General features: G+C 71.4%; 21 protein-coding genes. 20 read left to right on the top strand and 1 reads right to left on the bottom strand.

All coding sequences use genetic code 11. The features are described from left to right. Window positions 1-69 precede the first annotated feature (69 nt). Window positions 70-3,978 (top strand): Pls/PosA family non-ribosomal peptide synthetase, encoded by a 3,909-nt coding sequence (locus TTY48_RS11595; protein WP_220657633.1) that lies wholly within the window; start codon window positions 70-72, stop codon window positions 3,976-3,978. A gap of 14 nt (window positions 3,979-3,992) precedes the next feature. Here the strand turns inward: TTY48_RS11595 and TTY48_RS11590 are convergent, their stop codons facing one another. Then, on the bottom strand, window positions 3,993-4,292 hold the full coding sequence (locus TTY48_RS11590; RefSeq protein ID WP_220657632.1) for a zf-HC2 domain-containing protein: 300 nt from the start codon (window positions 4,290-4,292) through the stop codon (window positions 3,993-3,995). Between the two features lie 180 nt (window positions 4,293-4,472). Between TTY48_RS11590 and TTY48_RS11585 the strand changes: the two genes are divergently transcribed. The 19 genes from TTY48_RS11585 (at window position 4,473) to kstR (ending at window position 22,063) form a co-directional block, all read left to right on the top strand. Next, window positions 4,473-5,063 carry a sigma-70 family RNA polymerase sigma factor gene (locus tag TTY48_RS11585; protein ID WP_220657631.1) on the top strand — a complete coding sequence of 197 codons (591 nt, stop codon included), beginning with the start codon at window positions 4,473-4,475 and terminating at the stop codon, window positions 5,061-5,063. A gap of 13 nt (window positions 5,064-5,076) precedes the next feature. Then, on the top strand, window positions 5,077-6,090 hold the full coding sequence (locus TTY48_RS11580; RefSeq protein ID WP_220657630.1) for an ABC transporter substrate-binding protein: 1,014 nt from the start codon (window positions 5,077-5,079) through the stop codon (window positions 6,088-6,090). Window positions 6,091-6,098: 8 nt separating this feature from the next. Beyond that, window positions 6,099-7,133 (top strand): iron ABC transporter permease, encoded by a 1,035-nt coding sequence (locus TTY48_RS11575; RefSeq protein ID WP_255585643.1) that lies wholly within the window; start codon window positions 6,099-6,101, stop codon window positions 7,131-7,133. Next, window positions 7,130-7,921, top strand: a complete 792-nt coding sequence (locus tag TTY48_RS11570; protein WP_220657628.1) for an ABC transporter ATP-binding protein — start codon at window positions 7,130-7,132, stop codon at window positions 7,919-7,921. Before TTY48_RS11575 ends, TTY48_RS11570 begins: the two co-directional genes overlap by 4 nt. A gap of 41 nt (window positions 7,922-7,962) precedes the next feature. Further along, on the top strand, window positions 7,963-9,204 hold the full coding sequence (locus tag TTY48_RS11565; RefSeq protein WP_220657627.1) for a cytochrome P450: 1,242 nt from the start codon (window positions 7,963-7,965) through the stop codon (window positions 9,202-9,204). Further along, window positions 9,201-10,115 carry an isocyanide synthase family protein gene (locus tag TTY48_RS11560; RefSeq protein ID WP_220657626.1) on the top strand — a complete coding sequence of 305 codons (915 nt, stop codon included), beginning with the start codon at window positions 9,201-9,203 and terminating at the stop codon, window positions 10,113-10,115. The genes TTY48_RS11565 and TTY48_RS11560 overlap by 4 nt, the downstream gene beginning before the upstream one ends. A 23-nt stretch (window positions 10,116-10,138) precedes the next feature. Continuing rightward, the gene (locus TTY48_RS11555; RefSeq protein WP_220657625.1) at window positions 10,139-11,359 is read left to right on the top strand and encodes a cytochrome P450; all 1,221 of its coding nucleotides are present in this window, start codon (window positions 10,139-10,141) and stop codon (window positions 11,357-11,359) included. Further along, entirely contained in the window at window positions 11,356-11,934 is a 579-nt protein-coding gene (locus TTY48_RS11550; RefSeq protein ID WP_220657624.1) for a TetR/AcrR family transcriptional regulator, read from the top strand. Before TTY48_RS11555 ends, TTY48_RS11550 begins: the two co-directional genes overlap by 4 nt. 2 nt (window positions 11,935-11,936) lie before the next feature. Beyond that, window positions 11,937-12,416 carry a GNAT family N-acetyltransferase gene (locus tag TTY48_RS11545; protein WP_220657623.1) on the top strand — a complete coding sequence of 160 codons (480 nt, stop codon included), beginning with the start codon at window positions 11,937-11,939 and terminating at the stop codon, window positions 12,414-12,416. Between the two features lie 50 nt (window positions 12,417-12,466). Continuing rightward, window positions 12,467-13,294: a hypothetical protein gene (locus TTY48_RS11540; RefSeq protein ID WP_220657622.1), complete on the top strand. Its 828-nt coding sequence runs from the start codon at window positions 12,467-12,469 to the stop codon at window positions 13,292-13,294. A 38-nt stretch (window positions 13,295-13,332) separates the two neighbouring features. Beyond that, window positions 13,333-14,697, top strand: a complete 1,365-nt coding sequence (locus tag TTY48_RS11535; protein WP_220658557.1) for a M1 family metallopeptidase — start codon at window positions 13,333-13,335, stop codon at window positions 14,695-14,697. 33 nt (window positions 14,698-14,730) lie between these two features. Next, window positions 14,731-15,363: a PaaI family thioesterase gene (locus TTY48_RS11530; protein WP_255585642.1), complete on the top strand. Its 633-nt coding sequence runs from the start codon at window positions 14,731-14,733 to the stop codon at window positions 15,361-15,363. A 42-nt stretch (window positions 15,364-15,405) separates the two neighbouring features. Next, window positions 15,406-16,473 carry a S9 family peptidase gene (locus tag TTY48_RS11525; protein WP_220657621.1) on the top strand — a complete coding sequence of 356 codons (1,068 nt, stop codon included), beginning with the start codon at window positions 15,406-15,408 and terminating at the stop codon, window positions 16,471-16,473. Then, the gene (locus TTY48_RS11520; protein ID WP_220657620.1) at window positions 16,470-17,666 is read left to right on the top strand and encodes a saccharopine dehydrogenase family protein; all 1,197 of its coding nucleotides are present in this window, start codon (window positions 16,470-16,472) and stop codon (window positions 17,664-17,666) included. The genes TTY48_RS11525 and TTY48_RS11520 overlap by 4 nt, the downstream gene beginning before the upstream one ends. Further along, the gene (locus TTY48_RS11515) at window positions 17,651-18,484 is read left to right on the top strand and encodes a PaaX family transcriptional regulator C-terminal domain-containing protein (RefSeq protein WP_220657619.1); all 834 of its coding nucleotides are present in this window, start codon (window positions 17,651-17,653) and stop codon (window positions 18,482-18,484) included. Before TTY48_RS11520 ends, TTY48_RS11515 begins: the two co-directional genes overlap by 16 nt. Window positions 18,485-18,592: 108 nt before the next feature. Beyond that, the gene (locus TTY48_RS11510; protein ID WP_255585640.1) at window positions 18,593-18,964 is read left to right on the top strand and encodes a YciI family protein; all 372 of its coding nucleotides are present in this window, start codon (window positions 18,593-18,595) and stop codon (window positions 18,962-18,964) included. Window positions 18,965-18,994: 30 nt separating this feature from the next. Continuing rightward, window positions 18,995-20,266 carry an RNA polymerase sigma factor gene (locus TTY48_RS11505; protein WP_255585639.1) on the top strand — a complete coding sequence of 424 codons (1,272 nt, stop codon included), beginning with the start codon at window positions 18,995-18,997 and terminating at the stop codon, window positions 20,264-20,266. Window positions 20,267-20,307: 41 nt separating this feature from the next. Continuing rightward, complete coding sequence (rfbB, locus tag TTY48_RS11500; protein WP_220657617.1) at window positions 20,308-21,312, top strand: dTDP-glucose 4,6-dehydratase; 1,005 nt, start codon at window positions 20,308-20,310, stop codon at window positions 21,310-21,312. Between the two features lie 124 nt (window positions 21,313-21,436). Then, window positions 21,437-22,063 carry a cholesterol catabolism transcriptional regulator KstR gene (gene kstR / locus TTY48_RS11495; protein WP_220657616.1) on the top strand — a complete coding sequence of 209 codons (627 nt, stop codon included), beginning with the start codon at window positions 21,437-21,439 and terminating at the stop codon, window positions 22,061-22,063. The last annotated feature ends 73 nt before the right edge of the window (window positions 22,064-22,136 follow it).

The raw sequence follows: 22,136 nt of genomic DNA, 5'->3' as shown, positions 1-22,136 counted from the left end.
GACACAATCGTCGCGAAGTGATGTGTTCTCTGTCGTCCGCGCCGTAATCACCGGAGGAAGTCGGCCACCGTGGTCCCGAACGAGATCCCCCCGCAGTACCTGTTGTCCGCGCTGGCACCCGCGCCGCGGACCCTGATCGACATCCTCGAGGCGTCCGTCGAGGCGTACCCGGAAGAACCCGCCATCGACGACGGTGACTCCGTCCTCACCTACTCGGAGCTGTGGGAGGAGGTGCTGGAGGGCGCCGCCTTCCTCGGCCGCAGCGGCGTCCGTGCGGGTGATCGCGTGGGCGTGCGCATGCCGTCCGGCCACCGCTCGCTGTACGTGGCGATCCTGTCCACGCTGGCCGCCGGCGCCGCCTACGTCCCCGTGGACGCCGACGATCCGCAGGAGCGCGCCGACCTCGTCTTCGGCGAGGCCGACGCCGCCGCCATCTTCACCGGCGACGGACTCTGGCGCGCACCGTCGACCAAGGAGCGCGCCGCGGCCATCGAGGCCGGGACCGAGCAGCCCGGCAACCGGCTCCCGACGCCTGCGGACGATTCCTGGATCATCTTCACCTCGGGCTCCACGGGCACCCCGAAGGGCGTGGCCGTCACCAACCGCAACTCGGCGGCCTTCGTCGACGCCGAGGCCCGGCTGTTCCTGCAGGACGAGCCGCTCAAGCCCGGCGACCGCGTGCTCGCGGGCCTGTCCGTGGCCTTCGACGCCTCGTGCGAGGAGATGTGGCTCGCGTGGCGGCACGGCGCCTGCCTGGTGCCCGCGCCGCGCTCGCTGGTGCGGTCCGGCATGGACCTCGGGCCCTGGCTGGTGTCCCGCGACATCTCGGTGGTGTCGACGGTGCCCACCCTGGCCGCGATGTGGCCGGCCGAGGCCCTCGAAGCCGTCCGCCTGCTGATCTTCGGCGGCGAGGCCTGCCCACCCGAGCTGGCGCAGCGGCTCGCCGTCGACGGCCGCGAGGTGTGGAACACCTACGGCCCCACCGAGGCCACCGTCGTCGCCTGCGCCGCGCCGCTCGACGGGCAGGGCCCCGTCCGCATCGGTCTGCCGCTGCAGGGTTGGGACCTCGCGGTCGTCGATCCCGCGACCTCGCTACCGGTCGCCGTCGGTGAATCCGGTGAGCTGGTGATCGGCGGCGTGGGCCTGGCCCGCTACCTCGATCCCGCGAAGGACGCGGAGAAGTACGCGCCGATGGAGACCCTCGGCTGGGAGCGCGCCTACCGCTCGGGCGACCTGGTGCGGCTCGAACCCGAGGGCCTGCTGTTCGAGGGACGCGCCGACGACCAGGTGAAGGTGGGCGGACGCCGCATCGAGCTCGGCGAGGTCGACAACGCCCTGCAGAACCTCCCCGGCGTCTCCGGTGCCGCCGCCGCGGTCCGGAAGAACTCGGCGGGAACCTCGATGCTGGTGGGCTACCTCGCCTCCACCGACCCCGACTTCGATCTCAAGGCCGCCCGCGAGCAGCTCGCCGAGCAGCTGCCCGCCGCGCTGGTGCCCCGGCTCGCCCTGATGGACGAGCTGCCCACCCGCACCTCCGGCAAGGTCGACCGCAACGCCCTGCCCTGGCCGCTTCCCGGCGCCGACGACACCGATACGGGCGATCTCACCGGCACCGCTGCCTGGGTCGCCGAACGCTGGTCGGGCATCCTCGGCGCCGCGATCACCAGCGAGGACGCCGACTTCTTCGCGGAGGGCGGCGGCTCGCTGAGCGCCGCCCAGCTGGTGACCGCGCTGCGCGAGCAGTACCCGTCGGTCACCGTCGCCGATCTGTACGACCACCCGCGCCTGGGATCCCTTGCCGGGTACCTGGACTCGCTGCACCCCGCCGAGGTGGCCGAGCCGCGTGAGGTGCGCCCGACGCCGCGGTCGACGGGGCTCGCCCAGATCGTGCTGTCGGTCCCGCTCACCACGCTGACCGGTCTGCAGTGGCTGACATGGATGGCGATCGCCAACAACGTCTTCGCCTGGGCCACCGGCTCGGATCTGCTGCCCACCCTGAACTGGTGGACTGTGCTCGCGCTGTTCCTGGTGTTCATCACCCCGATCGGCCGGATGACGCTGTCGGTGATCGCGTGCCGACTCCTGCTGCGCGGCCTGGAGCCCGGCGTGTACCGGCGCGGCGGACCGGAGCACCTGCGGCTGTGGATCGCGGAGCGGTTCACCGCGGCGTCCGGTGCCGAGAACCTCTCCGGCGCACCGTGGATGATCTACTACGCCCGCGCGCTCGGCGCCACGATCGGGCGCGGCGTTGACCTGCACAGCCTCCCGCCGGTCACCGGCATGCTGGAGCTCGGCGACCAGTGCTCGGTGGAGCCCGAGGTCGATCTCGCGGGGCACTACCTGGACGGCGACGAGCTGCACATCGGTGCGATCAGCATCGGTGAGGAGGCCTCGATCGGCGCCCGCTCGACGCTGCTGCCGGGTGCGAAGATCGGCCGTCGGGCCGAGGTGGGCCCCGGGTCCGCGGTCTTCGGCAAGGTGAAGGCCAAGCAGCACTGGGCCGGCTCGCCCGCGGAGAAGATCGGCAAGGCCGAGCATCCGTGGCCCTCGGAGCGCCCGCCGCGCAAGCCCCAGTGGGTGTGGATCTACGGCGTCAGCTCGATTCTCCTGGCCGGCCTGCCGATGCTCGCGATCGGCGCCGGACTCGCCCTGCTCGGGTGGGTGGTCAAGGACGCGAGCAACCTCAAGGAGGCCACGCAGCAGGCGCTTCCGGCACTGCCGATCGCGGTGATCGTCTCGCTGGTGGTGTACGCCCTGCTCACCCTCATCGCGGTGCGCCTGCTGTCGATCGGGCTCAAACCGGGTTACCACGCGGTGCGCAGCCGGGTGGGCTGGCAGGTGTGGGCCACCGAGCGCCTGATGGACGCCGCCCGCACCTTCCTGTTCCCGCTGTACGCCTCGCTGCTCACGCCCATCTGGTTCCGCATGCTCGGCACCAAGGTGGGCAAGGACGCCGAGATCTCCACGGCGATGGTCATTCCCAAGTTCACCTCGATCGGCGACGGCTCCTTCCTCGCCGACGACACCATGGTCGGCAGCTACGAGCTGGGCGGCGGCTGGATGCGCATCGACGAGGCGAAGATCGGCAAGCGCGCCTTCCTCGGCAACTCGGGAATGACGGGACCGGGCCGCCGGGTGCCCAAGGACGGCCTGGTGGCCGTGCTGAGCGCCACCCCGTCGAAGGCCAAGAGCGGAAGTTCGTGGCTGGGCAGCCCTCCGGTGCGCCTGCGCCGCACGGCCGGGAACACCGATTCCACGTTCACCTACAACCCGTCGCGCGCGCTGCGGTTCGCCCGCGGCAGCGTCGAGACCGCACGCCTGCTCGCGGTGTTCGTGAGCTTCGGCCTGGGCCTGGGCGTGCTGGTGGCGCTGAACTACTTCGTGATCAACGTGGGCTGGTGGCTCGCGGCGCTGCTGTCGGGCGTCGTGCTGTTGGTGGCGGGCGCGGTCGCGTGCTGCGTCGCCGCGGCCGCGAAGTGGTTGGTGGTGGGCCGGATCGGCCGCGAGGAGCATCCGCTGTGGAGCTCCTTCGTGTGGCGCAATGAGCTGTCGGACGCGTTCGTCGAGTGCGTCGCGGCCCCGTGGTTCGCGCACGCGGCCACCGGCACGCCGATCCTCAACCTGTGGCTGCGGATGCTGGGCGCGAAGATCGGCCGCGGCGTGTGGTGCGAGACCTACTGGCTACCGGAGGCGGATCTGGTGACGCTCGGCGATGCCGCGACCGTCTCCCGCGGCTGCGTTGTCCAGACCCACCTGTTCCACGACCGGATCATGGCCATGGACACCGTGGTGCTGGGCAAGGGCGCCACGCTGGGACCACACTGCGTGGCGCTGCCCGCATCGTCGGTGGGCGACGGTGCCACGGTCGGCCCCGCGTCGCTGGTGATGCGCGGCGATTCCGTGCCGCCGAACACCAAGTGGCAGGGCAATCCGATCTCACCGTGGGTGTTCAACCAGGGCAAGCGCAAGCGCGACTGATCGCGGCGGCGGCCTCAGTGCGTCGAACGGCAGGCGCAGAGGTCGCCGCAGGTGCACTCGGGCTCGCAGCGGCAGGTGTCGCCGCAGCCGCAGATGGTGCGCAGATCGACCAGCGGCAGCAGCCGCGCGTGCAGGTCGGGGGCGCTCTCCACCGGGCGCAAGGCGAGGCGGCGGCCGATGCGGCGGCCCTGCTCCAACCACGCGGCACACGCGGCGCACTCGCCGAGGTGCCGCACCAGGGCGGCCCGCTCGGCGGGACCGAGCTCACCGTCGAGCTCCGCGGACAGGGCTCCGCGCCACGACTCGCAGTGCATCGCACCCTCCTCTGCGCTCCGGACCCACACCCTGCCCTACGGTATTAGTCGTCTCGGAAGGCGGGATGGTTCCCGGGAATCGGAACCATTCTCACCTGCGATGATTCCGTCACAGAAGCATTCGGGCGACCATACCCTCAGCGGGTATGACCGGTTCGCGAGATCACGTTCAATGCCCCTATGCCGAACGACGAAGCCGAGGTGAGCGCCGCGACCGGCGCTGCCCTGCGCGCCGGTCGGGGCGACGGTGCCGCCCTCGCCGACTTCGTCGCGCTCACTCAACACGATGTGCGGCGATTCATCGTGCTCGTCGCCGGTGCGGCGGAGGCCGACGATCTGGTGCAGGAGACCTACCTGCGCGCGTTCGGCGCGCTGCACCGGTTCGAGGGCCGCTCGTCGGCGCGGACCTGGCTCGCGAGCATCGCCCGACATGTGGTGGTCGACGCGATCCGGCACCGCTGCGCCCGTCCCAGCCTGGCGGTGGGCGACGGTTCCGACCTCGACGGCCTCACCGACGGCGCACCCCGACGCGATGTGCCCGAGCACGCCCGCGTCGAGCTGCGCGATCTGCTCGACCGCATCGACGCCGACCGGCGTGAGGCGCTGGTGCTGACCCAGGTGATCGGGTTCAGCTACGCCGAGGCCGCCGAGATCGTGGGCTGCGCGGTGGGCACCATCCGCTCGCGGGTCGCGCGCGCCCGGGCCGACCTGCACGCACTCGTCCACGGCGAGGCCGCGGACTCGGTCCGCACAGCGCGTGCGGCCGGATGATCGAGGAGAAGCCATGCCGTCCGTTCCCGTCCGGAGTCTGATCGTCGCGCTGGCAGCGGGATCGGCGATCGCCGGCTGCTCCCCGGTCGAATCGGCACCGTCGCCTGCGGCACAGGGCGCCGACTTCACGCTGTGCGACGGGAGCACCGTGAAGGTCGACCGCACCCCGGATGCGATCGCGACCGGAAACACTGCGGCACTGGAGCTCCTGCTCCGCCTCGGGGCCGGGAACAAGGTGGTCGGGACCGCGTGGTCCGACGGCGCGAAGACCCTGCCGGCCGATGTCCGCGAGGAGGCCACGCGCGTCCCCTCACTCGGCGCCCGCGCCGCCGATAAGGAGAAGCTCCTCACCTCCGGTGCGCAGGTGTACGTCGACCCGTACGACGGCATGGTCATGATGGGGGTGCCCGGACCGTCCGCGGCGGACTTCGCCGCGGCCAAGATGCAGCGGATCGTGCTGCGTTCGTCGGCCTGTGCCGCAACGCAGAACAAGCCGGTCACCGATCTCGGCGAGGTCGAACAGGACATCCGCTCGCTCGCCGCCCTCGTGGACCGGCGCGGCGACGGCGACCGGCTGATCGAGCGGATGCAGGCCGCGGTCGACGGTGCGCCGAAGGCCCCCAACCACCGTCCGTCGGTGCTGTACCTCACCCCGGGCCGCGACGATGCGCAGGCCACCAGCGTGGGCAACCGACAGATCGCCAACGCCGTCATCGCGCTGGCGGGCGGCCGGAACGTCTTCGATCGGACCGATAAGGCGCAGTTCGCCGCCCCGTGGGAAACAGTGGTGGCCACCTCCCCCGACCTGATCGTGCTCGCCGTGACCCGGCAGGACTCCGATGCCAAGGTCGACGCCGCGTACGAGGCCGCGGTGGCGAAGCTGCGCGCCGATCCGCGGACCGCCGGCCTGACCGCGGTGCGCGAGAACCGGATCGTGCGCGCCTTCGCCGAGGACATGTCGCTGCCCGGCGTCGAGAACGCCACGATGGTCACCACTCTGGCGAACGCACTCAACGGAATTCGATGATCCGCTCGGTGCGCCTTCCGGCACTGTGGGCGGTCGGCGTACCGCTGCTCGTCCTGCTGATCGCGCTCGGCGTCAGCTACGGCTCCACGGATATCGCGCTCGGCGATGTCTGGCGGATACTGCTGCACCAGCTGACCGGCCGCCCGATGGTCGAGGGCAGCACCGAGATCATCGTGTGGCGGGTGCGCTTCCCCCGGCCCGTGCTCGCGGCGCTGATCGGTGCGGGGCTCGGCGTGGTGGGCGTCGCCGTGCAGGCCATCGTGCGCAATCCGCTGGCCGATCCGTACCTGCTCGGCATCTCCTCCGGCGCCTCGCTCGGCGCGGTCGCGGCGCTGGTGACCGGCGGCGGCGTGGCGGGATCGCTCCTCCCCCCGATGTTCTCGCTCCCCGCGGCGGCCTTCGCCGGCGCCTTGCTGGCCTTCGCCGCGGTGTGGCTGGTGGGCGCGCGCGGACCGGGCGTGGCTCCGCTGCGACTCGTGCTCGCCGGGGTCGCGATCGGACAGATCCTCTCCTCGTTCACCAGTTTCCTGGTGCTGCAGTCGAAGGACATCAATCAGACGCAGGGCATCCTGCACTGGCTGATGGGCAGCCTCGCCGGCGCCATCGGCCCGGCTGTCCCGATCGTCGGTGCCACGGTGCTGCTCGGCTGCGTCGTGCTGTTCGGCCTGGCCCGGCCGCTCAACGCGCTCGCGATGGGCGATGAGACGGCCCACGGGCTCGGCATCCGCGCCGGCCGGGTCCGCACCGCGGTCTTCGTGCTCACCAGCCTGATGACCGGGGTGATGGTGGCCTTCTCGGGCGCGATCGGCTTCGTCGGCCTGGTGATTCCGCACATCGCCCGATTCCTGGTGGGCGCCGATCACCGCCGCGTGATCCCGGCGGCGGCATTGTGCGGTGCGGTCCTGCTGTGCGCGGTCGACCTGCTGTGCCGGCTCGCGACCCGCGTGATCGACCAGGAACTACCGGTCAACGTGGTCTCGGCGCTGATCGGTGCGCCGGTCCTGCTGTACCTCGTGTCGCGGTCGCAGCGGCGGATCGCATGAGTGGCATCACGGTCCGCGAGGTCGCGGTCACCCTGGACGGCGCGACCATCCTCGGCGGCGTCTCCGTGCTCGCGCGGCCCGGTGAGATCACCGGGGTGATCGGCCCGAACGGCAGCGGTAAATCGACCCTGCTGCGCACCGTCTACCGGCATCTGAAGCCGTCGGCGGGTTCGGTGTTGATCGGCGACGAGGACCTGCGCGCGCTCTCGCCGGGCGAGACCGCGCGTCGGATCGCGGCGATGCCGCAGGAACGGGGCTCCGAGTTCGATCTGACGGTGCGCGATGTGGTGGCGCTGGGCCGGATTCCACATCAGGGCAGGTTCGGCCGCGAATCCGCCGAGGACCGCGACCGCATCGACACCGCTCTCGCCGATGCCGCACTGCTCCCGCTCGCGCATCGCAGTTTCGCGTCGCTGTCGGGCGGCGAGCGGCAGCGGGCCCTGCTGGCACGGTGTTTCGCGCAGGACGGCCGGGTCCTGGTGCTCGACGAGCCGACCAATCACCTCGATCTCGCGCACCAGGCCCAGCTGCTGACGCTGCTCACGCGCCGGGCCACGACCACGCTGATCACAGTGCACGACCTCAACGCGGCCGCGGCCGTGTGCGATCGGCTGCACGTGCTCTCCGAGGGCCGGATCGTGGCCGGCGGCACCCCCGCCGAGGTGTTGACACGGGACCTGCTCGCCGACGTCTTCGGGGTGCGCGGCGAGGTGATCCGCCATCCGAACACCGGCCGTCTCCTCGTGGCGGTCGACTACCTCGGGGACGACGCGCGACCCGAGGCCTGATCGCCGGGAACTTCCCGCCGCCCGCATCCGACTCCTCTTACATGCGCCCCTCCGTCACGCCCCCGCGCGTCCCACTTCACGGTGACGCCTACTACCGCGCCCCGCACACCGTCTTCGACGAGCTCACCGCCGCGGGACCGGTGCACCCCGTCGACTTCCCGGCGGTGCACGCCTGGCTGGTCACCGGATACGACGCGGCCGTCGCGGCACTGACCGACGAGCGTCTGGGCAAGGACCATTCGCGGGGCAACGCGAACTGGCGGGCCCGGGCGTCGGTCATGGCGGAACCGCAGCACAGCCGGCTGCAGGCGCACCTGTTGCATCAGGATCCGCCGCGGCACACCGTGATGCGCGCACTGGTCACGGGGGCGTTCACCGCCCGGCGGTCCGAACAGCAGCGACCGTCGATCGCGCGGCACGTGCGCGCACTGATCGACGGCCTCCCCGCGTCCGGCACCGTCGACCTGGTCGCACGGTTCGCCGCGAAGCTCCCCCTCCTGGCGCTCGCCGATGCGATCGGCCTGCCGCCCCACCACGTGGACCGGTTCGACCCGGCCTGGGGCGGGGTGGTGGCACCGGTGGGACCCGACGATCCTCGCCGTCCCCGGTACGAGGAGCTGCTCCGCGGGCTGGAGGGTTTCATCGCCGATGTGATGGACCATTTCGCCGACGGCGGCGGCGATCCCGAGTGTCTGCTCGCCCGGTTGGTGGCGGCCGAGCAGTCCGGCGAGATCGACCGCGACGAACTGCGGTCGATGATCTTCCAGCTGCTCGCGGCCGGACAGGACCCGGTGACCAATCAGCTCGCGCTCTCGGTGCTCGCGCTGCTGCAGCATCCCGATCAGTTGGCCGATCTGCGCGCGCATCCGGATCGGATCGCGACCGCGGTCGAGGAGCTGCTGCGCCGCGAGAGCGCCTTCGTCCTGACCACCTGGCGGTTCTTCGATCGGGACACCGAGTACGGCGGGCACACGGTGCCCGCCGGTGATTCGGTGATCGTCTCGCTCATGGCCGCCAACCGCGATCCGGCACGGTTCGCCTGCCCGCACGCGGTGGACCTGCAGCGCTCCCCCAACCCGCACCTGGCCTTCGGGCACGGCGCGCACTACTGTCCGGCGGCGGCGCTCGCACGGATCGAACTGCAGGAGGCGCTGACCGCGCTGGTGTCCCGGCTCGACGGGCTCCGCTTGGCGTGCACCGTCGACGATCTGGAGTACTTCCATGCGCCGCTGGCGCGCGGGATCCGCAGCCTCCCGGTCACCTACGACGGTGTGCGCGCGTGAGCGATCGAGCCGAGGACGTCCTGCGAGTCCTGCTCCCGTGGCGCCGGGTGGCGGGCGACGGCGGCGACCGGGCCGCCGACTGGCCCGTCCAACTGGCGGCGATCCGCGAGCGCATCGCGGCGCAGGCACCGATCGAGTTCGTGCTGCCCGCCTTCCCGTGCAAGTCGCCCAATCCCGACAAGGTGGCGGGCCATCTGCCGGACGAGGGGGAACGGCTCGCCCTGCGCAACCTCGACGCGTGGGCCGGACAGATCACTCGGATCCATCCACCCGGCGCCCGCATCGTGGTCTGCTCCGACGGACACGTCTTCACCGATGTGATCGGCGTGCCCGACACGGTGGTGACCGCGTACAACGCCGCACTGCGCGAGATGATCACCGCGGAGGGCCTGTCTCACGTGAGCACCTTCGGTCTCGACTCCATCTGGGAGACCGAGGCTTTCGCCACCAAGCGCGACCGCCTGGACCGGGAGTGGGCGCCGACCCGCGAGGAGGTGCGTCGCGCAGTGCTCGCCGAACCGCAGACCGCGCGGATGCTGCAGGGGATGACCCGGTTCATGGTGGGTGACACCGCCGAATGGTCCGGCTCGAAATCTCAGCTGCAACGCGCGGCGAAGCGCAGGGCGTACGAGCTGCTCCGCCTCAGTCGCGCATGGGGCGATCTGCTGGCGCACGTCAAACCCGAGGCGGTCCGCCTGTCGATCCATCCGCAGGCGCCGGGGTCGGAGAAGTTCGGCATCCGGCTGATCGACGCCGCCGACGGGGCCTGGGCCACGCCCTGGCACTCAGTCCTGGTGTATCGGCGGGACGGCCGCCCGGCCCTGGTACCGCACCGCGAAGCACGACGACGCTTCCAGCCCGTGGTGGCCCGGGGCCGCATCAGCCACTACGTCGAACCATTGACAATCTGACTTGATCGCCCAACAATCGAGACATGATGGCTTCAATGTCTCATCGCTACACCCCTCGGTCCGGCGCGACCTGGGCCGATCCGTGGCCGATGTACCGCTCACTTCGCGAGCACGAGCCGGTGCACCACGTCGACACCGGCGAGGACGGCGACTACTACGTGCTCGCCCGCCACGCCGATGTCCTGGCGGCGCTGCGCGACAGCGCCACCTTCTCCTCGGCATCCGGACTCACCACGGTGTACGGAGAATTGGAACGCACCGGCCTGCAGGACAATCCGCCGATGGTGATGCAGGACCCGCCGCAGCACACCGAGTTCCGACGCCTGGTCTCACGAGGATTCACTCCGCGCCAGGTGACCGCCGTCGAACCCGCGGTCCGCGACTTCGTGGTGGAACGCATCGAGCGGCTCCGCGCCGAGGGCGGCGGCGACATCGTCGCGACACTGTTCAAACCGCTCCCCAGCATGGTCGTGGCGCACTACCTCGGTGTGCCCGAGGAGGACCGGGCGCGGTTCGACGACTGGACCGAACGCATCGTCGGCGCCGCCGCCGAGGCGGGTACCGACATCGCCGCCATGGGGCCGGAGGTGGCCACCGCGATCGGCGAGCTCATGGGCTACTTCGGCGAGCTGGTGGAGCGCCGTCGCCGCGAGCCCGGCGACGACACCATCAGCCACCTGGTCGAGGCCGGATACGGGGCCGACGGTGACGTGAGCGGACTGCTGTCCATCCTCGGCTTCGCCTTCACGATGGTGACCGGCGGCAACGACACCACCACCGGCATGCTCGGTGGCGCCGTCGAGATGCTCTCGCGCCACCGCGATCAGTGGCGACTGCTCGCCGGCGATCCGGCCCTGATCCCGGACGCGGTCGAGGAGTTCCTCCGGCTCACCTCGCCCGTCCAGGGGCTCGCCCGCACGCCGACCCGGGATGTCACGATCGAGGGCGTGAGAATCCCCGCCGGGCGCAAGACCCTCCTGCTGTACGCGAGCGCGAACCGGGACGAGCGGGTCTTCGGCCCGCGCTCCGAGGAGCTCGACGTGACCCGCCGGCCGCGCGAGATCCTCACCTTCGCGCAGGGCAATCACCACTGTCTGGGCGCCGCCGCGGCACGCATGCAGTCACGGGTGGCACTGCACGAGCTGCTGACCCGCGTCCCCGACCTCGAGGTCGATGCCGAATCCCTCACCTGGGCGCCGGGCAACTACGTGCGCCGGCCCATCTCGCTGCGGGTGCGCACGTGAACTGGCAGGCCGCCCGCGAGCGTGACGCCGCCGACCGCATCCTGGCCTCGGTCTCCGAGCTCTTCGCGCGCGACGGGGTGGCCGCGGTGGGCATGGCCGAGGTGGCGCAGGCCGCGGGCTGTTCGCGCGCCACGCTCTACCGCTACTTCCCCAACCGGCAGGCCCTGCACGCCGCCTTCGTCCAGCGCGAGGCGCAGGCCGTGGCGGCGACGGTGCGCGAGCGGGTCTCGGCGATCGACGATCCGGGCGAGCGCCTGGTGCGCGCCCTCCTCACCGCGGTCGAGCAGGTGCGTGCCGCGCCCGCACTGGCGGCGTGGTTCGCCGTCGACGAACCGCCGGCGGGTGGCCTCGCCTCCCGGTCGGCGGGGATCGATGCGGTCGCCTTCGGCCTGCTCAGCGAGCTGACGGGCGCCTCCGATGCCGAGAGCGCGCCGGCTGCGGCGCGCTGGTTGGTCCGGGTGGTGGTCTCGCTGCTCTCCCACCCGGAGGCCGATCCGGGGGCCGAGGAGGACCTGTTGCGCCGGTTCGTGATCCCGGCGGTGCTCACGGATCCCACTCTCGCGACTACGGTGTGACGGTGACCGACGGTTTCCAGATCGCCCCGTTCAGCCCCTCCGATGTAGCGGAGTTGCTGGTCCTGCAGCGCTGCTGCTGGGTGCAGGAGGCCCTCGCCAACGACAGCCTGCAGATCCCTCCGCTCACCGAGACCCACGACGACATCCTGGCCTGGGCCTCCGAGTGGACCACCGTGGTGATGCGGCTCGACGGCCGACTGGTGGGTGCCGGACGGGGCCGCGCCGAGGCCGACGGCACGTGGCACATCGGGCGCCTCATGGTGGCACCGGATCTGGCCGGCCGCGGCCTGGGCACGCAGCTCATCGCCCTGATGGAGGCGCTCGCACCCGAGGACACCCGCGAGTTCCTGATGTTCACCGGCGCGGGGAGTGCACGCAACATCCGCACCTACGAGCGCGCCGGCTACCAGGCCTCCGCACCCGAGGCCCCGCCTGCGGGCCACGGCGTCCCCACCGTCACCCTCCGCAAGCCTCGCCCCTGAGCCATTCCTTGTTATCGTGATGACCGAGTTCACGATCAACAGGGGGTGCCGTGGCTGCGCGGTCGGAGTTCGCGACGAGGGTGCGGAAGAACCTCGGCATCGCCTCGATCGTCACCTTCGCCGGCCTCGGTATCGGCCCCCTCGGATTCGTCGTCGACTTCCTGCCACGCGGAATGCAGGAGACCGTGACGAACGCCATGACGCTGGTCTTCTTCTGCTCACCACTGCTCTTCCTCGTCGCGCTCGCGATCCCCGTCGTCACCAGCCCCAAGGGACCGACGACCCACGGTCCGGTGCAGGCGCTGGTACCGCGCTGGCTCCTCGCCGTCGCCACCCTGGTGACGATCCCCGCACTCGGAGCGCCGCGGTTGTTCTCCGACCCACTCCTGCGCAACACCGAGGTCACCGATTTCGGGCGGTTCCCGTTCACCGCGGTCGCGTGGACGATGTACGCATGCTTCCTCGCGGGCCTGATTCTCACGGTGGGCATCGTCGCGGACTGCCGGGGACGCGCGGAGCTCGATCCAGCGGATGAACCCCGCACGCGGCGGATCATCGCGACGCGGGCGGTGACCGCGCTGATGCCCCTGGCCGCGATGTGCTGCGCCCTCGCCGCGTTCGCGGTCGGAGCGGCGGGCTCCTACTACCGGGATCGAGCAGACCGAGGAATCCCGCCGCCGCAACGCTGGGCGTTCGCCGCGGACCCGGCCGCGGCCGGCGGTGCGATCGCGGTCCTGATCACGGCCGCGGTCCTGGCGATCGCCGCAGCGATCATGTTCGCCTCGCCACCGGTGGGCGATCGGTCCCCGAATCTCCCCGATGTTCACGACGCGGCCGGGTCGCCGCGCAACGGTCCGGCGACACCGCCGGTAAGGTGATCACCCGACCCCAGAGCGAAAGGCAGGTGCGGACCGTGGTGCGCAAGTCGGCGAAGCCGAGGCCCGGTGCCGCGCCGAACCTCCAGCACGCCCGCGCCGTCGATCCCTACATCCCCGGCCACGGCAATCCCGGCTACCGCATCTCCCGCTACGACCTGGAGATCGAGTACAAGGTGGCCAGCAACCGCTTGGCGGGCAAGGCGGAGATCACCGCCACCGCCTCGGAACCGCTGCGCCGATTCTCGCTGGATCTGTCCGATTCCCTTGCCGCATCGAAGGTCTCGGTGAACGGTCGCCGTCCGGCTCGGTTCACGCAGCGCGGCGGCAAGCTCGACATCACGCTCGCGACGGAGGTGCCCGCGGGCGCCGCGATGACACTGTCCATCCGGTACGCCGGCACGCCCCGCCCCATCCGCTCCACATGGGGCGAGGTGGGCTGGGAGGAGCTCACCGAGGGAGTCATCGTGGCCTCGCAGCCGAGCGGCGCACCGTCGTGGTTCCCGTGCGACGACCACCCCGCCTCCAAGGCCTCGTACCGGATCGAGATCACCACGGACTCGCCGTACCGCGTGGTCTCGAACGGCGTGCTCACCTCCCGACGGGTGGCCGCGGGCCACACCACCTGGGTCTTCGAGCAGGCGGCCCCGATGGCGAGTTACCTCGCGACCATCCAGATCGGCGCCTACGAGTCGGTGAAGGTGGCCGAGAAGCCGGTGCCCATCCGGGCGGTGCTGCCGCCGCGGCTGCGCCGCCAGTTCGAGCGCAGTTTCGGCAACCAGGAGCGCATCATGCGCGCGTTCACCCGCTGGTTCGGGCCGTATCCGTTCCCCGAGTACACCGTGGTGATCACCGACGACACGCTGGAGATCCCGGTCGAGGCGCAGACGGTGTCGATCTTCGGTGCCAACCACTGCGACGGGACCCGCGACGCGGAGCGACTCGTGGCGCACGAGCTGGCACATCAGTGGTTCGGCAACTCCCTGACCCTGACCCGCTGGAAGGACATCTGGCTGCACGAGGGTTTCGCCTGCTACGCCGAGTGGCTGTGGGCGCAGGAGTGCGGCGAGGCCACCACACAGCAGATGGTGGCGCGCTATTACGCCAAGCTCGCGAACTCGCCCGCGAACATCCTGATCGGCGATCCGGGCCCGGACGACATGTTCGACGACCGCGTGTACAAGCGCGGCGCGATCACGGTGCACGCTCTGCGGGTGGCGCTGGGCGATCCGGCCTTCTTCACGCTGCTGCACGAATGGACCTCGGAGTACGCGCACGAATCGGTGACCACCGAGAACCTCGTCACACTCGCCGCGAAGCACAGCCCGGAGCCGCTGCGCGACCTGTGGCGCACCTGGCTCTACGAGACGCCGCTGCCGCCGTTGCCCGTGCTCGAATCCCACTGAGCGCAGCCGAATTCGCTGCGCTAACCTCGGACGGTGAGCACCTCCGAGACCCCCCGCCGCGTGGACCGCCGCTCCGAATTCCCGAAGTTCCAGCCCAGGGAGGCGCCGCCCTCCTTCGGTGGATTCGTCGAAGCCGTTCGCGACCTGCTCGATCTGTCCGTGGCCGCTGATGCCGACGATGCCGCCTACGCCGCGGCCGCCGCGCAGGTCCGGGAGGCGGTCGACACGCTCGAACCGTACCGGGAGGTCAAGGAGGGCGACGGGCCCGCGAACCGGGTGTCCGATCTGCCGGGCCGCGGCAGCGCGATGCAGACGCCCTGGCGGATGGTGAAGTTCGACGAGAGCGGCGTGCGCTCGCTGCTCCGGTTCCGCCGGGCGCACGTGGGCGGCAACAACGCCGCGCACGGCGGCATGATCGCCAACGTCTTCGACGAGCACCTCGGCTGGATCGTCTACAGCGGCGGCCATCCGCTGGCCCGCACCGCCTACCTCAACGTCTCCTACTGGCGCGTGGCCCCCGTGGGACCCGAGCTGATCGTGGACGGCTGGGTGGATCGGGTGGAGGGCCGCAAGATCTACGTCGCGGCCACCCTCTCGGATCAGGAGGGGAACGTGCTCGCGGAGTGCAAGGCGCTGATGATCGGCCTTCTGGAGCATCACGTCTAGAACTATCTTTTTCATTTCGATCGTTTTTGCTACGATCGTTTCATGAAGAGTCGGTATTACGCGCTCGGTGCGCTCCTCCTGGCGGTCGTCGTGGTACTCGGCGGCGGTGCCTGGGTCGTGGGGGCGAACACCTTCGGCTACGACGAGCAACGGGTCACCATCCCCGTCACCGACGCGCTCGCCGCGGGCGGCAGTGCCCCCGACGCCCACACCGGGGGCCGCCTCGACGGTCTGCTGACCACACCGAAGGGCAGCTCCGGGCCGCACGGCCTCGTGGTCATGGTGCACGGCGACGGCGCCGCGAACGCCACCCGCGACGACGGCTACAAGCCGCTGTCCGAGGCCTTCGCGAAGGCCGGTTTCGCCACGCTGGCGTGGAACAAGGCCGGGGTCGACGGTTCCCCGGGCAACTGGCTGCAGCAGTCCCTGGCCGACCGCGGCGCGGAGGTCGCGGCGGCCCTGGACTGGGCGCGCGGACGCCCGGACATCGATCGCTCCCGGATCGGCGCCTGGGGCGTCAGCCAGGCCGGCTGGGTGCTGCCGGAGATCTCCGCGCGGCGCCCGGACATCCGGTTCCTCATCCTGGTCGGCGCCGCGGTCAACTGGCTGCGCCAGGGCGAGTACAACACCCTCGCCGAACTCAGGGCGGCCGGCGCCTCCGAGGAGGACCGGACGCGGGCCCTGGACCGTCGGGCCGCGAGCGTGGCCCTCCTCCGGCAAGGGGCCGATTACGGGACCTACCTCGCGTCGACGGTCGACGATCCGCCGATGTCCGCGGACCGGTGGGGGTTCGTCGAGCGGAACTTCCGCGCCGATGTCACCCCCGCCATCCCGGCGATCGCGGTGCCCACACTGCTGATCCTGGGCGACGCCGACCGCAACGTGGACGTCGACGAGACCGCCCGCGCGTACGAGGCGGGGATGCGCCCCGGGCTGCTCACCGAGCACCGCTTCCCCGGTGCCACCCACAGCATCACCCGCGATGACATCGAGTACCGCGCCGACGAGCTCACCGTCGCGGCCCGCGCGATCTTCGCGCCGCGCTCGATCTACGCCCCCGGCTACCTCGATCTGCTCACGCGGTTCACGCAGCAGCAGGGCGCCCGATGAGGGTCGCGGTGCTCGGCGCCGGCGGTATGGGCGCGCGGGCCGCCGCGACCCTGGCCGATCTGCCCGGGATCGACGGATTGCTGGTCGCCGACCGCGATGCCCGCCGTGCGGCGGATCTGGCGGGGCGCCTCGCGGACCGTCGGGCGGGCGTGACGGCGCGCCGCCTCGACGTGACCGACGGCCCCGCCCTGCGCGCGCTGCACGCGGAGGTCGACCTCGTGCTCAGCACCGTCGGGCCGTTCTACCGGTACGGCGTCGCCGTGCTGCGGGCGGCGATCGAGACCGGGACCGGGTACGTCGACATCTGCGACGACTGGGAGCCCACGTTGGAGCTCCTCGACCTCGATGCGGACGCCCGGCGCGCCGGGGTGTGCGCGGTGGTCGGCGCGGGCGCGAGCCCCGGACTGAGCACCCTGTTGGCGGCCGAGGCGACGGCCCGGCTGGACGCGGTGCGCCACGTGTACACCGCGTGGCCCGTGGATGCGGGCACGTCGGCGGCCGCACGGGGCGACGACGGCGATCTCACCGCCGGAGCGGCCGCGGTGCACTGGATGCACCAGTGCAGCGGCCGGGTCGCGGAGATCCGGGACGGCACACGCGCGCATCGCCGGCCACTGCGCCCGGTTTCGCTGCAGCTGCCCGGTGGGCGCAGCGGCACCGGATACACCGTGGGCCACCCGGAACCGATCACGCTGTCGCGCACCGTGTCCCCGTCGGGAGATGCCGCGTGCCTCATGCTGCTCCGCCCCGGCACCGCCGCCTACCTCGACGTCCTGCGGCGCGACATCGACTCCGGAGCACTCACCCCTGAGGACGCTGCCGGGTTGCTCGGCGCACCGTCGGCACTGCGCGTGATCCGCTCGCTCCCCGGCGGTTTCGGGCGGTACCGGCGATCCGCCGGGGATCTGCCCGCGTTCTTCGCGGCGGCGGACGGCACCGCCGACGGCGCGCCGCGCCGGGTGCTCGCCCGGCTGGAATCGCCTGCCGGGAGCGGACTGTTCGCCGATATGGCGGCGATCACCGGGGCCCCCGCCGCCTTGATCGCCGTCCAACTCGTGGACGGCTCGAATCCCCCGGGCGTGCACCCGCCCGATGCGATCGTCGACCGGCCCCGCCTGTTCGGCGATCTGGCGGTAGCGTTTCCGGGAACCCGGATCGTCGTCGAGGAGGAGCCCGGATGCCTGACGGCGTGATCAGCACCCGCGCGCTCATCGAATCGATGCTGCGTTCGGACGCCACCATCGATGCGGGCGAGCTGTACGAGGTGGCCGGACTCCTCGGCATGGGCGATCAGCAGGTGCGGCTGGCGATCAAACGACTCGTCGCGGAGGGACGGTTCACGCACAGCGGCCGCGGGCGCGGCGCGGTCCTCACCGCGACCGACGCCACGCGGGCCGGGATCGAGCCGGACCGGGAGCACGTGCGGTTGATGTACGCGCAGGATCGCGGCGAAGCGCCGTGGGACGGGGTGTGGCACCTGGCCGGATTCGGCGTCCCGGAGTCGGCCCGCGAGGCCCGGACCGGGCTGCGGGATGCGATCCTCGCGCTCGGCGGGGCCCCGGTGCAGGGCGGTCTCTACGCATCGCCGCATGCCTGGGAGGAGGCGCTCCGCGGCACCGCCGCCGGCCTCGGCGCCTCCGCCTACCTCACGACCCTGAGTACCTCCGACCTCGACGTGGGCGGTGCCCGCGGCGTGGCAGCGGCGGCGCGCCTGTGGCCGCTCGACGAGCTGGCCGACGGGCACCGTCGGCTCGCGGTGCTCGCGGACGAGACGCTCGACCGGGTCGGCGAGGCCGGTCACGCCGACCGGCTGGCGATGACGGTGGCCCTGGTCGCCGAGTTCACCCGGGCCCACGAATCCGACCCCCTGCTGCCTCCGGAACTGCTCCCCGCGGACTGGGCGGGCACCCGCGCCCGCGCCCGCGCCGACCGGGCATGGACCGCGCTCGCCGCCGCCGAACCCGACTCCGACCTGCGGTTATTGCGCTGGTTCGACGCCCCCTCCGCCTGACTCGGAAAAATCTTCCGGGCCGATGTCGAAGTGGCGGTCCCTCGTTCGACGTCCGTGCGACAGTGCAAGAAACCGCTCACAGAAGGACTGATCGATATGCCACGTTTCATGGGACTGGTACGGATGGAAGAGGGCGCCGCGGTCGGAACGCCGCCGCAGGCGTTGTTCGATGCGATGGACGCCTACATCGGCGAGCAGGCCGCCAAGGGCGTCTTCCTGGACGGCGGTGGCTTGTACGGCACCGAGGACGCGGTGAACTTCGTGGTCCGCCAGGGCGAGGTCACCCGGGTCGACGGCCCCTACGCCGAGGCCAAGGAGGTCGTCGGCGGGTGGGCGCTGCTGCAGTACGACACCGTCGAGGAGGCGATCGCCGGACAGCAGGACTTCGCCGACCTGCACGCGAAGTACTGGCCGGAGGTGTCCATGGTGGCCACGCTCCGTCAGATCTCCGACGAGCAGCCCACGCCGTCCGACGCCTGACGCACCGGTGGTGGTCCTAGGCTGGTGTTCGTGCCAGCCGGGACCACCGCCGAAGCGATCACCGCCACTTGGCGGGCCGAATCGGTCCGCCTCGTGGGCGCGCTCACCCGGATGACGCGCAGCATCCAGCTCGCCGAGGACCTCGCGCAGGACGCGCTCGTCGCCGCGCTCGAACAGTGGCCCACCGCCGGTGTGCCGACCAATCCCGCGGCCTGGCTGATGACCACCGCCAAGCGCCGCGGTATCGATCACATCCGCCGCGCGGAGACCCTGCGCCGCAAGACCGAGGAGCTCGGCCGTGACCTGCGGGAGGAGGACGGCATGCCCGACCTCGACGCCCAGGTGGATTTCATCGAGGACGATGCGCTGCGCCTGATCTTCCTGTCCTGCCATCCCTCGCTCACCCCCGAGTCCCGCGCCGCCCTCACCCTGCGCGTGGTGGGCGGCCTGACCACCGGCGAGATCGCCCGCGGCTTCCTGGTCTCGGAATCGACCATGGGGCAGCGGATCTCCCGGGCGAAGAAGACCCTCACCACCGCCCGCGCGGAGTTCGAACTCCCGACGGGCGCCGAACGCGAGCGCCGCCTCGACGATGTGATGGCCGTGATCTACCTGATCTTCAACGAGGGCTACGCCGCGACGGCGGGCGACGACTGGATGCGTCCCGAGCTCGCCCGCGAGGCGATCCGCCTGGCCCGGATGCTGGCCGGCCTGGCCCCCGACGAGCCGGAGACCCACGGCCTGCAGGCCCTCGTCGAGCTGCAGGGCTCGCGCCTGGACGCGCGGGTCGACACGGCCGGCCGGCCGGTACTGCTCGACGATCAGGACCGGGCGCGCTGGGACCGGCTGCTGATCCGCCGCGGCCTCGGGGCGCTGGCCCGCGCCGAGGAGCTCGCGCGCGCCGGGCGGCCGGTGGGCCGCTACTACCTGCAGGCCGCGATCGCGGCACAGCACGCGCGCGCCGCGTCTCCCGCCGAGACCGACTGGCCCCGCATCGCACGCCTGTACGACGCGCTGGCGCAGGCCGCACCCGGTCCGGTGGTGGAGGTCAACCGGGCGGTGGCGCACGGCCGGGCCTTCGGTCCGGACGCCGGGCTCGCCGTGCTCGACGCCGTCGATCCGGCGGCGCTGGGCGATTCCCCGCTGATCCCGAGCGTGCGCGGCGATCTGCTGGAACGCGCCGGACGCCATGCCGAGGCCGCCGCACGGTTCGACGAGGCGGCGGAGCGCACCCGCAACGCCGGGGAACGCACCCTGCTGGCCGACCGCGCGGCGCGCAGCCGGGCCGCCGTTCACGGATAGCCTGCGCGGACCGGACGTTGCAGCCGCACTACCCTGGTCGCATGAACATCGTGGTCACCGGCGGCGCCGGTTTCATCGGCGCGAACTTCGTGCGGCGCACCGTCGCCACCCGTCCCGATGCGGCGATCACCGTGCTCGACGCCCTGACCTACGCGGCCAACGAGTCCTCGCTCGACGAGGTGCGCGGTTCCGTCGACTTCGTCAAGGGATCGATCACCGATCCGGCGGTGGTCGACGAGCTGGTGGCGGGCGCGGACGCGGTGGTCAACTTCGCAGCCGATACCCACAACGACAACTCCCTGTCCGATCCGTGGCCCTTCCTGGACACCAACATCCGCGGTACCGCGGTCCTGTTGGACGCGGTGCGCCGGCACGATGTGCGGCTGCACCACATCTCCACCGACGAGGTCTTCGGCGATCTGCCGCTGGACACCCCGGAGCGGTTCACCGAGGACACCCCGTACCGCCCGTCGAGCCCGTACTCGGCGTCGAAGGCCTCATCGGATCACCTGGTGCGGGCCTGGGTGCGCAGCTTCGGGGTGCGGGCCACGATCTCGAACTGCTCCAACAACTACGGGCCGTACCAGCACGTGGAGAAGTTCATCCCGCGACAGATCACCAACGTCCTCAGCGGGGTGCGGCCCAAGCTGTACGGCACGGGCGTGAACGTGCGCGACTGGATCCACGTGGACGACCACAACGATGCGGTGTGGGCGATCCTCGACCGGGGCGCGATCGGCGAGACCTATCTGATCGGGGCCGACGGTGAGCGGTCCAACCGGGACGTGCTGGCGATGATCCTCGAGGTGATGGGACGCCCGGCGGACGACTTCGATGTGGTGCCCGACCGCGCCGGACACGATCTGCGGTACGCGATCGACTCCTCGAAGATCCGCCGCGACCTGGGGTGGGAGCCCGCACACGCCGATTTCGCCGGCGGTCTCGCGGCGACCGTCGAGTGGTACGCGGCGCACCGGTCGTGGTGGGAGTCGTCCAAGGTCGGGGTGGAGGCCGGATACGCCCGCCGGGAGCAGCCGGGAGTGTGATTTTCGTCGAATAGGGGCCGGAAACCACAGGTATCCAACGATAACCTGTTTCAATTGTCAAAACCTCCGGGCGCCTCGATCAGGCCGCTCGGAGCCACGTCGATCGAAACAGAGGTGACCCTCCATGCCGCCCGAAGGCACAACCGCCGCCGCTCCGGTAGCCCCCGCCGCGCCCGCCCGCGACGAACTGGACACCGCCGGCCAGCGGGAGCGTCGCAAGCGGATCATCGACGCCACGCTCGCCCTGGCCCGCAAGGGCGGCTACGACGCCGTGCAGATGCGTGCCGTGGCCAAGAAGGCCGATGTGGCCCTGGGCACCCTGTACCGCTACTTCCCGTCGAAGGTGCACCTGCTGGTCGCCGGCCTGGTGAGCCAGTTCGAGCGCGCGGGCGACCGGATCGGCAAGGCGACGGTGCCGGGCGACACCAACGCCGAGCGCCTGATGTTCGTGCTCGACCGCAACACTCAGGCCCTGCAGCGGGCACCGCTGCTCACCGAAGCGATGGTGCGCGCCTTCATGTTCGCGGATGCCACCGCCGCGGCCGAGGTGGAGCGGGTCGGACGACTGCTGGAGGGGATGTTCGCGCACGCACTCGGCGTCGAGAACCCGACCGACGAACAGCGCGACACCTTCCACCTGATCGCGGACGTCTGGATGGCCAATCTGGTCGCCTGGGTCACCCATCGGGCCTCGGCTTCGGAGGTGCAAAAGCGCCTGGGTGTCGCGGTCAATTTGCTGATAAAAGACTGAGAAAGACACCCTGTCATCGCAGGTCACCCGGTAAACAACTGAAACACGTACTAGTTTTGCCGCCCGCTTGCTA

Origin of the sequence: Tsukamurella sp. TY48 (assembly GCF_019656655.1) — a bacterium.
Lineage (GTDB): Bacteria > Actinomycetota > Actinomycetes > Mycobacteriales > Mycobacteriaceae > Tsukamurella > Tsukamurella strandjordii.
Note: the sequence above shows the minus strand (reverse complement) of the source record. Positions and strands in the feature narration are given on the sequence as shown.